At 71.0% G+C, this 12,705-nt stretch carries 14 protein-coding genes and 1 CRISPR repeat array; of the genes, 4 read left to right on the forward strand and 10 right to left on the reverse strand.

The annotated features are described in order from the left end of the window. Positions 1–67 precede the first annotated feature (67 nt). Positions 68–1,603 (reverse strand): phytoene desaturase family protein, encoded by a 1,536-nt coding sequence (gene crtI, locus BM430_RS02070; RefSeq protein WP_093564838.1) that lies wholly within the window; start codon positions 1,601–1,603, stop codon positions 68–70. 204 nt (positions 1,604–1,807) lie between these two features. On the opposite strand from crtI, the gene BM430_RS02075 reads away from it, so the two are divergent. The 4 genes from BM430_RS02075 to BM430_RS02090 all read left to right on the forward strand — a co-directional run bounded on the left by BM430_RS02075 (position 1,808) and on the right by BM430_RS02090 (position 4,165). Continuing rightward, complete coding sequence (locus tag BM430_RS02075; RefSeq protein ID WP_093564839.1) at positions 1,808–2,104, forward strand: hypothetical protein; 297 nt, start codon at positions 1,808–1,810, stop codon at positions 2,102–2,104. A 183-nt stretch (positions 2,105–2,287) separates the two neighbouring features. Beyond that, positions 2,288–2,413 carry a type B 50S ribosomal protein L36 gene (gene ykgO, locus BM430_RS02080; protein WP_012334921.1) on the forward strand — a complete coding sequence of 42 codons (126 nt, stop codon included), beginning with the start codon at positions 2,288–2,290 and terminating at the stop codon, positions 2,411–2,413. An 85-nt stretch (positions 2,414–2,498) separates the two neighbouring features. Beyond that, positions 2,499–3,131, forward strand: a complete 633-nt coding sequence (locus tag BM430_RS02085) for a tetratricopeptide repeat protein (RefSeq protein WP_244539268.1) — start codon at positions 2,499–2,501, stop codon at positions 3,129–3,131. A 41-nt stretch (positions 3,132–3,172) separates the two neighbouring features. Continuing rightward, complete coding sequence (locus BM430_RS02090) at positions 3,173–4,165, forward strand: alpha/beta fold hydrolase (protein WP_244539269.1); 993 nt, start codon at positions 3,173–3,175, stop codon at positions 4,163–4,165. A gap of 169 nt (positions 4,166–4,334) precedes the next feature. Here BM430_RS02090 and BM430_RS02095 read toward each other — a convergent pair whose 3' ends face one another. The 9 genes from BM430_RS02095 to cas7e form a co-directional block, all read right to left on the reverse strand. Beyond that, the gene (locus BM430_RS02095) at positions 4,335–5,093 is read right to left on the reverse strand and encodes a metallophosphoesterase family protein (protein ID WP_348273069.1); all 759 of its coding nucleotides are present in this window, start codon (positions 5,091–5,093) and stop codon (positions 4,335–4,337) included. A gap of 377 nt (positions 5,094–5,470) precedes the next feature. Next, on the reverse strand, positions 5,471–5,743 hold the full coding sequence (locus BM430_RS02100) for a hypothetical protein (RefSeq protein WP_143131932.1): 273 nt from the start codon (positions 5,741–5,743) through the stop codon (positions 5,471–5,473). A gap of 67 nt (positions 5,744–5,810) precedes the next feature. Beyond that, positions 5,811–6,212, reverse strand: coding sequence for a hypothetical protein (locus BM430_RS02105; protein ID WP_093564842.1), 402 nt, complete (start codon positions 6,210–6,212; stop codon positions 5,811–5,813). Positions 6,213–6,265: 53 nt separating this feature from the next. Further along, positions 6,266–7,702: a pyruvate kinase gene (gene pyk / locus BM430_RS02110; RefSeq protein WP_093564843.1), complete on the reverse strand. Its 1,437-nt coding sequence runs from the start codon at positions 7,700–7,702 to the stop codon at positions 6,266–6,268. Between the two features lie 101 nt (positions 7,703–7,803). After that, a CRISPR array of direct repeats spans positions 7,804–8,687; the repeat unit is 29 nt; unit sequence CGGTTCATCCCCGCGCCTGCGGGGAACAC. Between the two features lie 81 nt (positions 8,688–8,768). Then, positions 8,769–9,059, reverse strand: coding sequence for a type I-E CRISPR-associated endoribonuclease Cas2e (cas2e, locus tag BM430_RS02115; RefSeq protein ID WP_093564844.1), 291 nt, complete (start codon positions 9,057–9,059; stop codon positions 8,769–8,771). A gap of 24 nt (positions 9,060–9,083) precedes the next feature. Further along, the gene (gene cas1e / locus BM430_RS02120; protein ID WP_093564845.1) at positions 9,084–10,031 is read right to left on the reverse strand and encodes a type I-E CRISPR-associated endonuclease Cas1e; all 948 of its coding nucleotides are present in this window, start codon (positions 10,029–10,031) and stop codon (positions 9,084–9,086) included. Next, on the reverse strand, positions 10,028–10,828 hold the full coding sequence (cas6e, locus tag BM430_RS02125; protein ID WP_093564847.1) for a type I-E CRISPR-associated protein Cas6/Cse3/CasE: 801 nt from the start codon (positions 10,826–10,828) through the stop codon (positions 10,028–10,030). The genes cas1e and cas6e overlap by 4 nt, the downstream gene beginning before the upstream one ends. After that, a complete protein-coding gene (gene cas5e / locus BM430_RS02130; RefSeq protein ID WP_093564849.1) occupies positions 10,825–11,613 on the reverse strand; it encodes a type I-E CRISPR-associated protein Cas5/CasD in 789 nt (262 codons plus the stop codon). The genes cas6e and cas5e overlap by 4 nt, the downstream gene beginning before the upstream one ends. After that, on the reverse strand, positions 11,613–12,698 hold the full coding sequence (gene cas7e, locus BM430_RS02135) for a type I-E CRISPR-associated protein Cas7/Cse4/CasC (RefSeq protein ID WP_093564851.1): 1,086 nt from the start codon (positions 12,696–12,698) through the stop codon (positions 11,613–11,615). The genes cas5e and cas7e overlap by 1 nt, the downstream gene beginning before the upstream one ends. Positions 12,699–12,705: the final 7 nt, after the last annotated feature.

Below are 12,705 nucleotides of genomic sequence, written 5' to 3' on the forward strand. Positions count from 1 at the left end.
ATGGCGGGGGAGCGGGCCGCGACCGGATCGGACGGCAGAGTCCGTCCGGGCGGGCCGTCCCGCCCGCTCACGAGGCCGCCTTCAGGTCCTCGGTGGCGCCGCGCGCATCCTGGTCGAGGGCGTCGGCGGCGATCCAGCCCGACATCATCACCATCGGCATGCCGGGCCCCGGATGGGCGGCGCCGCCGGCGAGGTAGAGGCCGCGCACCTCCCGCGAGCGGTTGCCGGGCTTGAACGCCCCCATGATCCGGCCGTGGGAGGCGAGGCCATAGATCGCGCCGTTCAGCACCTTGTAGCGGGAATGGATGTCCGCCGGGGTCAGGTGGCGCTCGACGACGATGCGCTCCTCGATGTCCGGCATGCCGGCGGTGCGCTTCAGCTTGTCGAGGATCTTTTGCCGGTAGGCCGGCAGCATCTGCGACCAGTCGTGGTGCGGGCGAAGATACGGCGTATGGACCAGCACGTAGAGCGCCTCGCCGCCCTCCGGTGCCACCGAGGGGTCGGTGCTGCTCGGCGCGGCGAGATAGGCGGTCGGGTCCGGGGCCGGCTCGCCCTTGCGGTAGATCGCGTCGAACTCCTCCTCGGGGTCGCGCGAGAACACGAAATCGTGGTGGGCGAGGTGATCGTAGCGCTTGTTCAGGCCGAGATAGAGCACCACGCCCGAGCAGGCCGGCTCGAAGCTGCGCTTCTCGTAAGTCCGCCCGACCTCGCCGCCGACCAGCTCGCGGTAGGTGCGCACCGCGTCCATGTTGGAGATGACACGATCGTACGGCACCACCCGGCCGCCGACCCGCACGCCCTTGACGGCGCCGTTCTCGATCGCGACGCCATCGACCTCGCTGTCGGCCTTGAGCGTGGCGCCGAGATCGCCGGCGAGCTTCATCAGCCCCTCGGCCACCGCGCGGGTGCCGCCCATCGGGTACCAGACCCCGTCGGCGGTCTGCATGTGGGCGATGGCGCAGAGCACCGCCGGCGCGCCGTAGGGCGAGGAGCCGACATATTGCACGAAGTGGTCGAGCATCTGGGCGAGGCGCGCGTCGCGCACCTTGCCCCGGATCGTGCTGGCGACCGAGGCGTGCATGCGCAGCGAGAGCACGTCGCGCAGGGTGCCGGGATTGAGGTTGGCGCGGATGTCGATCGTGTCGAACAGGTCCTGCACCGGCTTCCAGAAGAAGAACTTTTCCGAGACGCCGTGCAGGTGCTCGGACAGGGCGAGGAAGCGCTCGTAGCCCTCGCCGGCCTTCTGGCCGGGGGCGAAGCGGTCCATCTCGGCCGCCATCGTCTTGACGTTCTCCATCAGGTCGATGCGGCTGCCGTCGTCGAAGAAGCAGCGCCATTGCGGGTCGAGGCGGCGCAGGTCCATGTAATCGTGCACCGAGCGGCCGGATTCGGCGAAGATGCGCTCGAGCACCCGCGGCACCGTCAGGATCGTCGGCCCCATGTCGAAGCGGAAGCCGCCCTCGTGCAGCACCGCGGCCTTGCCGCCGATCCAGGCATTCTTGTCGTAGAGGGTGACGTCGTGCCCGCGCGAAGCCGCCACGCAGGCCGCCGCCAGCCCGCCCAATCCGCCGCCGACCACCGCGACCGAGGTCCCCGCCATCACGCCTCTCCCGAGCGGGCGACGCGCCCGTTCCGGACAAGCTAGGCCCGGGGGGAGGCGGGTCAACGCGGGGGGAGCGGCACATGTTGCCGCGCCGGAGACAGGCCTCCCCGTGCCGGAGGCATCCCATGCGGTCAGGGAACCCGGGCCCGTCACCGGCGGGTTGACCCGGCAGCAAGCGACCTCGGTCGCCACCGGAGACACGCCATGAAGACGACCCTCGCCCTCGCCGGCCTCCTCGCCCTCGGGCTCGCCGGCCCGGCCTCGGCCCAGGAACCCCTCGACATCACGGTGAGCCCCCGCGCGGCGAGCCCGGCCGACCCGCTGGCCACCGGCAGCGTCCGCCCCTTGCGACCGAACCCGAACGTGACGCCGAGCAACCCGATGGGCGTCGTCGGCTTCGACGGCCCGCCCGGCGGCACCACCAGCGTGATCGGCGACAGCGAGCCGCTCAGCCCCGGCTCGCCGGCCCTGACCCCGAACGCGCCGTTCTCCCGGCCGTAAGGCCGCGACGTTTTCGCCTCGGTCCGGTTGACTTTTCGGGTCCCCGCCGGGTAAGTCACGCGCCTCCGCACGGGCGGTGCTCCGCATCGCCCGGCGTCGGCGTTCGCCTTGTCGGCGTTCGCCGCGAGCCCGCTTTCCCATCCGCGCCCGGGCGTTCCGGCGCACCGACGTGAGACCAGACCGATGAAGATCCGCAACTCGCTGAAGTCGCTCCGCGGCCGGCACCGTGACAACCAGCTCGTGCGCCGCAAGGGCCGGGTCTACGTCATCAACAAGACCCAGAAGCGCTACAAGGCCCGCCAGGGCTGAAGACGCGGGAGGCGTGCCGGGCTCCCCCGAGCCCGCGGCAAGCCATCGCGTTGACGGGGCAGCGCCGGCGCCGGACAGTGCCGGCATGCGCCGTCTCTCTCTTCCGATCTGCATGATGGCCGGCCTCCTCGGAGCGCCGGCTTTCGTCGTTTCGGCGATCGTGCCGATCGCGACGCCGGCGATCGCGGCCCCGAAGGACGCCTCGTCCAAGGACGCCCCGAAGGACGCCCCCCGCGCGCCCGTCACCCTCGACGACCTGTTCGCCCGGCTGAAGGCGGCCAAGGACGATGCCGAGGCCCGCGGCGTGGCTCAGCTGATCGAGCGCCGCCTCGACCGCTCCGGCAGCGACACCGTCGATCTCCTGGCGAGCCGCGCCGCGGAGGCGATGCAGGCCAAGGACTACCCGCTCGCCGTCGAGCTCCTCGACCGGGTGACGGTGCTGGAGCCGGCCTGGGCCGAGGGCTGGAGCCGGCGCGCCACCGCGTTCTTCCTGCTCGAGGACCAGGCGAGCGCGCTGGCCGACCTGCACAAGACCCTGTCCCTGGAGCCGCGCCACTTCGAGGCCTGGGCGGCGCTCGCCCACATCTACATGGCGAGCGACGACAAGACCCGGGCGCTCGCCGCCTTCCGCCGCGCCGAGGCGCTCTATCCCCGCATGGGCAAGGTCCACGAGGCGATCGAGCGCCTTAGCCCCGACGTCGACGGCCGCGACCTGTGACCGGCCGGCCGTTGCGCCGGTTCCAAGGACGGATCTCCCGCGTGCTGACCCTGGTCGCCGGCCTGCTCGCCGGATTGGTGCTGGCGCTCGTCGCCGCGGGACTGCTCGCGACCTGGATCGTCACGATGGTGGTCGAGGCGCGCTATCCCCCGGCGGGCCGGCGCGTGGCGGTGGAGGGCGGGCACCTCGCGGTGCTGGAGGCGGGACCCGGCGAGGGCGCACCCAGCCGCGGCACCGTGGTGCTGCTGCACGGAGCCTCGGCCAACGCCATGGACCCGATGCAGGCGATCGGCCGGCGGCTCGCCGGCGACGGCTTCCGGGTGCTCTCCTTCGACCGGCCCGGCTTCGGCTACAGCGACCGCATCGCGCCGGACGCCGCCTCGCCGGCGGTGCAGGCGCGGCTGATCGGCGAGGCGCTGGCGGCGATGAAGGTCGGCCCGGCGCTGATCGTCGGCCATTCCTGGTCCGGGGCGCTGGCCACGGCGCTCGCCCTCGATCACCCGGAGCGGGTCGCCGGCCTCGCGCTCCTCGCCCCCGTCAGCCATCCCTGGCCCGGCGGCTCGGTCGGCGGCTACGCCGCCTGGTACCGCTCGCTGCCCGGACGGATGCTGCTCACCCTCGCCACCTACACGGTCGCGGCGCCCCTGGGCTTCGCCGCTCTCGACCGCTTCGCCGAGGTGGTCTTCCGCCCGCAGGGGCTGCCCGAGGGCTATCTCGACGGGGCCCGGGTGCCGCTGATCCTGCGCCCCGCGACCTTCGGGGCGAATCTTCGCGACCTCGACGGGCTCTACGCCTTCCTTGAGCGCCAGAGCCCGCGCTACCGCGAGATCGCCGTGCCGACCGTCATCATCGCCGGCGATAGCGACCCGGTGGTGAAGACCGACATCCACGCCGCGGCGCTCGGCCGCGAGGTGCCGGGCGCCAAGCTCGTCGTGCTACCGGGCGTCGGCCACATGCTCCAGTACGTCGCCGCCGATACCGTGGTGGCGGAAATCGAGGCGCTGGCGGCGCGGGAGCGGGCAGGGGCGGAGTAGAGCATTTTCCGACGAAGTAGATACCGGTTCGTCGAAGAAAATTCGGCAAAATTAAAGACATAGAGAGCTTCGCGATTGCAACGCGATCGTGAAGTGCTCTAGGCCTCAACCCAATCAGATTGACGTCATGGTGACGTGTTGGGAGCACCAGTCAACTTTCCGACGCTTCCTAAACCCGCCCCGTCAATGTCCAGCGTGCGACACTCGAACTGCCATTCACCCGTGCCTGCTGCGCAGCTCGGTCCCAATCGTAGGCAACCGAACGCAGATCGGCCGACCATGCGCCGCCCATCTTCCGCGTAACGACAGCATATCTTGCATGTGGCGACCCCGTCTCGATGGCGTGGGGGATTGGGCGATCATCCGTGTAGGCCGGCATTCCAACGCTGCCGGGATTGACCACAGTCACGTGACCGACCTGGACCACACGCTGCATGTGCGTATGGCCACACAAGACGAGGCTCGCCGGTCCCGCGCCAGCAAGCCTCGATCGTATTGCGTCGTCCGCGGCAAGAACTGGTCTGCCACTGCTCACATCTTCGAGGAGATAGTCGAGGTCACCGCCGGCTGGACTGCCATGACAGGCAAACACGTCGTCGCTCGCGAGCCGCAGGGTCACGGGCAGTTGGCTGATCCACGCCATGTGCGTAGATGACAGAAGAGGGCGCGCGAAGGCGACGGACTTGCTCGTGTCGTCACCTTCGAGAAGATTGCGTTCGTGGTTCCCAGCCAGGGTCGGACATCCCAGGCCGATCTGCACGTCGGCACTTCCTGCCGGGTCGAACGGACCAGTGAACAAGTCACCGAGATTGATGATGAGATCGGGTGCTTGCGTGCGCAAATCCGCCAGGATGGCCTCGAGAGCCACTAGGTTGCCGTGAGTGTCGGCCAATACAGCTATACGCATAGTCCGGCAATCCCAGTCCATAACAAGGGTGGCGCATCAATATTATCGAGACCACATAATTTCTGACCTAGGGCACTTCACGATTGCGCAGCAATCGCGAAGCTCTATAGGCCATTGATTTTGCCGCATTTTCTTCGACGAATCGGTATCCACTTCGTCGGAAAATGCTCTAGTCATCCGACGGCAGCCTCGGCACATCGCGAAACGCGCCGCAGACCCGCTGGATCGCCCAGAAGTCGCTGCGCCCATTCTCCTCCACCGGAACGGGGAAGCGCGGTCCCTTACCGGACGATGCCACCATTCCGCAGTGTCGAGCCGCTCCTTACCGCGACGAGGCTCGCAGCCGTTCCACCGAAGTTTGGCTTCCCATTCGGAGCGGTCGAGCCAGGGCGAGCGGATCAGGCCTGAGCATATTGCGCCACATACTCCCAACTCAAGGGCAACTCCGCTCGTTCCTCGACGATTCCGCGCTCCTCAAGCGCTTCACGGAAATCGACGAGCGGCTCCGTGAGAATATCTTCTCCGAATTTGGCCGACAGAATGATCTTGAGCGCAGGCTTGATGTCAGCCAGGAGCGCATCGACGTTCTTATGAGACAGTACGAACTCCGGGACGGCATCGCTCCAGGCCCGCAACCCGCCATCCGGTCGCCGCTCGAAGCAGACGACCACCTTGAAGACCGGGACAGGAGGTCTGGCAGGCCATTGCGCGGAGCATCGGCATCCCGTGACGCCGACGTCACGGCAGCGGCTTGAGCCGGCGGGTGAAGTCCGTCAGCTCGTCGATGTCCCAGCCGGTGCCGTTGTTCCAGAAGTCCAGCAGCTCGGCGTGGTTGAGACGCACCCAGGCCCGCACGAGGTCCGCGGCTTGCCGGGACTGGACGGTCCCGACGAAGTCGTCGCGCACCACCGGGTCGGGTCCGATCGGGACGATGACGCAGGGCGCATTGCCCTTTGGCTTCTCGGCGTACCACTTCACCCGCGGGCCGTGAGCCCCGAGACGTGACGAGACGAAGATCGTGCCCGGAACGTTCGTGTGCTTCCGGCCGAGATTGGTCATCTCGAAATCCACGTCCTCGGCGAAGTCGTCCGGTGGCGTCCGGCTTCGGGCGCCCCGGTCGCGCAGAAGGGTGGCTGGCATCCAGGCCTCCGTGGTCGCAGCCGGTGGAGGATAGCACCGAACCGGTCCGGGCCTCACGCCTTCGCCGCGTGCTCCGGCGTCACCGTGGCGATGCGCACGAGGTTCGTCGCTCCCGGCGTGCCGAAGGGCAGGCCCGCCACCACGATCACCCGGTCGCCCACCCCCGCGAAGCTCTCGCGCACCGCGAACTTGCAGGCGCGGAACGACATGTCGTCGATGTCGCTGGCGTCGTTGGTGACGATCGGGTGGGTGCCCCAGGCCAGCGCCAGCCGCCGCGCCGTCTCGCGCTTCGGAGTGAGCGCGATCACCGTGGCGTCGGGCCGGGCGCGGGCGAGGCGGAGCGCCGTCGAGCCCGAGGCGGTCCAGGCCATCACGGCGTTGAGCCCGAGCGTGTCGGCGATCTGGTGGGCGGCGGCCGCGATGGCGTCGGAGGCGGTCGATTCCGGCTGGTTGCGCTGCGCCGCGATGATCGACCAGTAGATCCCGTCGCGCTCGACCTGCTCGGCGATGCGGTTCATGGTCGAGACCGCCTCGACCGGAAACGCGCCCGACGCGCTCTCGGCCGAGAGCATCACGGCGTCCGCCCCCTCGTAGACCGCGGTCGCGACGTCCGAGACCTCGGCCCGGGTCGGCACCGGGGCGGTGATCATCGATTCGAGCATTTGCGTGGCCACCACCACCGGCTTGCCGAGGCGCCGCGCGCCGCGGGTGATGCGCTTCTGCACGCCCGGCACCTGCTCCAGCGGCATCTCGACCCCGAGATCGCCGCGGGCGACCATCAGCCCGTCGGCCACCGCCATGATCGCGTCGAGGGCCGCCACCGCCTGCGGCTTCTCGATCTTGGCCATCACCAGGGCCTTCCCTTGAGCCACCGCCTTGACCTCGGCGACGTCCTCCGGGCGCTGCACGAACGACACCGCGATCCAGTCGGCGCCCGCGGCGAGGCCGGCTTCGAGGTCGAGGCGGTCCTTCTCGGTCATCGCCGCGACGGGGATCGTGGTGTCGGGCAGAGACACGCCCTTGCGGTTCGAGATCTTTCCGCCCGTCACCACCCGGGTCGCCGCCCGGCCGGGCCCGACCTCGGTCACGACGAGGCGCAGCTTGCCGTCGTCGACGATCACCGCGTGGCCGGGCTCGAGCGCCGAGAGGATCTCGGGGTGGGGCAGGTGGACCCGGGTCGCGTCGCCGGGCGTCGGATCGTCGTCGAGGACGAAGCTCTGGCCGTTCTCGATCATCGCCGCGTCGTCGGCGAAGCGCCCGACCCGGAGCTTCGGGCCCTGCAGGTCGACCAGCACGGCGATCGGGCGCCTGAGCTTCTGCTCGATGCCCCGGATCGTCGCCACCCGCTCGCCCAGGCGCTCGCGCGGCAGGTGGCTCATGTTGATGCGAAAGACGTCGGCGCCGGCCGCGAACAGCGCCTCGATCACCGCCGGATCCTCGGAGGCCGGGCCAAGGGTCGCGACGATCTTGGTGCGGCGGGCGCGCTTCATGGATGTATCGTCCGGGTGGGAGAAGTCGCGCTACGGAAAGCCGGTCGGCGGGCCTGGGTCAATCGGCGATTTGGCGGCGGGGGGGCGCGGATGATGGTGCAGCGGTTCGTCCCCGGGCCTGCGGGGAACACGCCGCGTAGAACCGGTGCGGCTCGAACAGCATCGGTTCATCCCCGCGCCTGCGGGGAACACATCCGGGGGTCGTGGTGTTCGAGGCGCCGGTGCGGTTCATCCCCGCGCCTGCGGGGAACACGCAGAAGCTCGAAGCAGCTCCGAGACCATCATCGGTTCATCCCCGCGCCTGCGGGGAACACATCCGGGGGTCGTGGTGTTCGAGGCGCCGGTGCGGTTCATCCCCGCGCCTGCGGGGAACACGCAGAAGCTCGAAGCAGCTCCGAGACCATCATCGGTTCATCCCCGCGCCTGCGGGGAACACTCCTTGTGGGAGGTGCGGAGGTCCCGGGTGCGCGGTTCATCCCCGCGCCTGCGGGGAACACGCGCTCGATCGTCAGCAGCAGGCCGGCCGGTGCGGTTCATCCCCGCGCCTGCGGGGAACACACATCGCCCGAGCGCTGGGACCATTGCGTGAGCGGTTCATCCCCGCGCCTGCGGGGAACACGCGCATCGCCCGCTGCCTGTTGTCGGACCACGCGGTTCATCCCCGCGCCTGCGGGGAACACCCCGAGATGGACCACATCATTCCGACCTGGGGCGGTTCATCCCCGCGCCTGCGGGGAACACCCCGGCGCCCTCGTATTCCGTCCCCTGGAGGGCGGTTCATCCCCGCGCCTGCGGGGAACACCCCGAGATGGACCACATCATTCCGACCTGGGGCGGTTCATCCCCGCGCCTGCGGGGAACACCCCGGCGCCCTCGTATTCCGTCCCCTGGAGGGCGGTTCATCCCCGCGCCTGCGGGGAACACATGTGGGCAGCCCCCGGGGAGCGGGCTGCCTGCGGTTCATCCCCGCGCCTGCGGGGAACACTCTTCCCAGAAGTGCTTGATACACCTCACCTTTCACGATGTCAAAGAACGCACCGGCGTTTCCGCTCCGTTCCGGGTCCGGTCAGAGCGGGGTCTCGTCGGGGTGGAACGCCACCAGGGGCAGGCCGTCGAGGTCGACCGGCATGCGGCGGTTCCGGCCGCAGGTGTCGAAGGCGTAGCCGATGTCGGTCTGGGCGGTCCAGGCGATGACGCCGTTGCCCTCGCCGATGGCGGCCTGCACCTCGGCCCAGATCCGCTCGCGGGTGCGGCGGGAATACTGGCCGACATAGACCCCCGCCCGCACCTCGACGAGCCAGACCGCGAGGCGGCCGCGCAGGCGCGGGGGCGCGTTCTCGACCACCACGACCATCATCCGCGCGAGATCCTCATCAGATCCTCATCCCCGGTGGCCTCCGTCGCCGGAGGGCGACTCGGTGAAGGCGGGGGGCTGGGCGTCGGCGGGCTCGCCCGGGGGCGGCAGGCCGCCGGCGGCGAGCACGTCCTCGATGCTCGGGATCAACCGTTCCAGCAGCTTCGTCTTGCGGAAGATGTCGCGGCACTCGCGCCGCACCACGCCCTCGACCGAGCCCTGGAGCGGCTGGCCCTTCGCCGAGCGGCCCGCGACCTTGAACGCCGCCGGCACCACGGTCTCGAACTTGAACAGGTCGGCGATGTCGTAGACGAAGGAGAGCGGCCGGCCGGAATGCAGGAAGCCGATGGCCGGGGCGTAGCCGGCGGCGAGGATCGCCGCCTCGGCCAGCCCGTGCAGGCAGGCGGTGGCGGCCGAGAGGCAGCGGTTGGGGATGTCGGCGGCGTCCCAGTCGCCGCGGTCGTAGGCGCGGCGGCGCCACTCCACCCCGTGCTGCTGCGCCTGGATCTCGTAGAAGCGGCGGACACGGGCGCCCTCGATGCCGCGCAGCTGGTCGACGGAGCGGCGCTCGGGCGCCTCCTCGCCGAAGCGCACGGCGAACATGCGCCGCACCACCTTGAGCCGCGCCGACTCGTCGAGGGCGAGGCGGGCCTGCCAGAGCAGCCGGTCGGAGCGGGCGCCGCCGGGCTGGCCGGCCGCGTAGAGCCGCACCCCGGCCTCGCCGCACCACACGAGCAGCGTCCCGGCCCGGGCCGCCAGCCCCACCGCCGCGTGGCTGACCCGGGTGCCGGGCTCCAGCATCAGGCAGACCAGGCCGCCGACCGGGATCTGCGTGCGCACCCCGCGCTCGTCCACCACCACGAAGGCGCCGTCGAGCACGTCGAGCCGGCCCTTCTCGATGAAGACCAGCGAGGCGCGGTCGCGGATCGGGATCGGCTTCGGCGGGGCGAGGCCGGGAAGGGCGGCGCCGCTCACGGCCGGCGGATCAGCATCAGGCCGCAGCCGAACGCCTTGGCGCGGCCGAAGCCGCGGGCGAGGGCGGCGAGGAACTTCGCCGGATCCTCGACCACGATCTCGCCCTCGAGGTCGAAGGTCGTGAAGGCGACCGCCGGATGTCTGCGCCGGGGATTCTCCGCCCGGGGCCGGCGCCCAGGCATCGCGCGCAGGCGCTTGGCATCGTAGGGCAGCCGGCGCTGGACGTCGCCGTCGATGGTCAGCACCGGCCGCGCGACGCCAGCCTCGTCCGGCGCGGTCACCGGACGGAAGCCGGATTGCCCGCCCTGGCGGGTGAGCCAGTCGCCGACGACCTCGCGCTCGACCGTGAGGCGCAAGGCCTGCCGGTCATCGGGCGACATCTCCCCCAGCGGCGGTCGATGGTTCTTCAGCCGGTGCCAGACCGGATCGACCTTCACGCCCCGCTCGCCCTTCGTCTCCGACGGGACGCTGAAGGAGGGCGCCGCCCGCAGGCGGAACCGCAGGACCTGTCCCACCGACAGGTCGGGCGCGAAGGGCTTCGACTCGACCTCGAACAGGCCGCCGCCCGACGGCTCCCGCGCCGACAGGACCAAGAAGGTGGTGCGCTGCCAGGCCGAGCCGCCATCCTCGCGCCAGAGGAAGTCGCGCTCCCGGTCGGGATGGTCGGCGAACAGCGACCAGATCAGCCGGTGGCCGGCGGCGAGGCGGGCGTCGTCGTCCTCCGGCAGCAGCAGGCGGGCGAGGGCGGCGGTGTCGGGGGCGTGGCGCAGGCGCACGCGGCTGAGAAAGAGGCTCACCGGGCGGCCTCCGGCTCCGGGCGGGGGATGCGGGTGGCGACGATCTCGTCGCGCAGGCCGAATTGCCGGCGCACCCGGCTCGTCACCCGGTCGCGGCGGCGCTCGATCCGGTCGGCCTTGTAATCGGGGGCGAGCAGGCCTTCGAGTTCGGCATCGGCGTAGACGACGGCCTCGTCCCACTCCTCCCACAGCCGCAGCGGCTCGAACGGGTAGGACCCGGCGTCGGCTATCAGGCGCACCGGCTCGTCCGCCCGGTCGAGGAGGGCGGCGAGGCTCGTCACCGCGTCGAGGCAGCTTGGCGCCGGCGGGCGGCCGAGCGGGCAGGACTTGCGGCCGAGATAGAGCGTGTAGGCCGGGCGCCGCAGGGCCTCGGCGATCTCGGCGGGGGCAGGACCCACGGACCTGAGTTGCACCAGCCCCACCTCCACCCACAGGTCCTCGCGGTAGTCGCGGCTCGACAGGAGGGTGTTGAGCCGGTGCGAGGGCCGGTCCAAAGCCGCGCGGCGGGTGGCCCAGGCGGATTTGCGCTCGGCCGGCGGCGCCTGGACGGTGTGGTAGTCGGTCATCAGGCGGCCGGTGCGCCGCACGCGCTGGACGAGGCCGTAGCCCGCATCGAGGGCGGCGTGGCCCGCCTCGTCGGCCCGGTCGTAGCCGAGGGCCGCCGCGACGAGGCCGAGGACCGCCGAGCGGCCCGGCCGGTCGAAGCCGCCGCGGCGCTCCCCCACCGCGAGGTCGCCCAGCGCCGCGAGGGGGGCGTAGAGCGTGAAGGCAAGGCCGGCGGGCATCAGCGCGTCGCGCAGGCGATCAGGCGCTTGAGGCTGCCCTCGCCGGTGAGCGTGTTGAAGACCGGCCAGGGATCGTCGTTGCCGCGCCAGCCGTCGGGGTTCTCGTCGCGCGGGCTCGGCGGCAGGTCGTAGGCGGTGCGAAAGCCGTTGCGCGTCGCCTCGAAGGCGGCGACCGAGCCGGCGAGCACGTCCTCGCCGCCGACCGGCTTGAGGAACGCGGCCGCCAGGGTGTGGGGCGCCCCGTCGGAGACCTCGACGAGGCCGTAGCTCGCCAGCGCCCGGCTGGCGAAGCTCGCCTGCTTGCCCTTCGGCCCCACCGTCGCGGCGGCGTGGATCAGCGCCGCGAGGCCGCGCTTCGCGAGGTCGGAATCGCCGCCGAGGTTGCGGGCGAGCAGGTCGCGGTCGATGCAGAGATACAGATAGAAGGTGCCGGCGCCGAACCCCGCCTCGCCGACGAAACCCGCGCCCGCATCCTCGGCCGGCGTCTTCAGGTCGTCGATGGCGGTGTAATAGTCGTCCTCGACCACCGCCCGGTGCGTGGTGACGGCGTGGGCCACCTGCACCGCCGCCTCGCGGTTGAAGTCCGGGTCGTCGGCCAGCATGCGGCCGAACATGCCGATATCGACCGCGCCGTCGACGGGCCGCAGCAGCGGGGTCTTGGTCAGGTCGATGCTCTCGCCGCCGGCGATCCGCTCGGCCAGCGCCAGGGCGTCCCGGCGCTCCTCGGCCGACACGAAGGCGAGCTGCTCGATCCGGGTCGGGTACTTGTCGCCCTCGCCCTTGATCTTGCCGAACACGTCGGCGACCTCCCGGGCCGCCTTGCGGGCGGGGCCTTCCGCCACGCCCTGCTTCAGGAGATGCCCCTCGATCTCCTCGCCGAGGCGCTGGGTGCGCTCGCCGAGATGCCCCTCCAACGCCGCCTTGAAGGCGGGGGAGGTGCGCCAGGCCCGCTTGAGCGCCTGCGAGGAGACCCGCAGCCGGTCGACATTGCCGAACCGCGCGGTCTTCGGCCGGCCCGTGTCGTCGCGGTTGAGGTTGGCGGGCGGGTAGGCGGTCAGGAGGTGCAGCTGCACGAAGGTGGTCATGGCAGGC

Source organism: Methylobacterium sp. 174MFSha1.1, assembly GCF_900116815.1.
Lineage (GTDB): Bacteria > Pseudomonadota > Alphaproteobacteria > Rhizobiales > Beijerinckiaceae > Methylobacterium.

Bases quoted from the DNA above. Each gene is read 5' to 3' on its own strand.
- BM430_RS02075 (WP_093564839.1), top strand. From the start codon at position 1,808: ATGAAGACGACCCTCGCCCTCGCCGGCCTCCTCGCCCTCGGGCTCGCC.
- ykgO (WP_012334921.1), top strand. From the start codon at position 2,288: ATGAAGATCCGCAACTCGCTGAAGTCGCTCCGCGGCCGGCACCGTGAC.
- BM430_RS02085 (WP_244539268.1), top strand. From the start codon at position 2,499: ATGCGCCGTCTCTCTCTTCCGATCTGCATGATGGCCGGCCTCCTCGGA.
- BM430_RS02095 (WP_348273069.1), bottom strand. From the start codon at position 5,093: ATGGACTGGGATTGCCGGACTATGCGTATAGCTGTATTGGCCGACACT.
- BM430_RS02105 (WP_093564842.1), bottom strand. From the start codon at position 6,212: ATGCCAGCCACCCTTCTGCGCGACCGGGGCGCCCGAAGCCGGACGCCA.
- pyk (WP_093564843.1), bottom strand. From the start codon at position 7,702: ATGAAGCGCGCCCGCCGCACCAAGATCGTCGCGACCCTTGGCCCGGCC.
- cas2e (WP_093564844.1), bottom strand. From the start codon at position 9,059: ATGATGGTCGTGGTGGTCGAGAACGCGCCCCCGCGCCTGCGCGGCCGC.
- cas5e (WP_093564849.1), bottom strand. From the start codon at position 11,613: ATGCCCGCCGGCCTTGCCTTCACGCTCTACGCCCCCCTCGCGGCGCTG.
- cas7e (WP_093564851.1), bottom strand. From the start codon at position 12,698: ATGACCACCTTCGTGCAGCTGCACCTCCTGACCGCCTACCCGCCCGCC.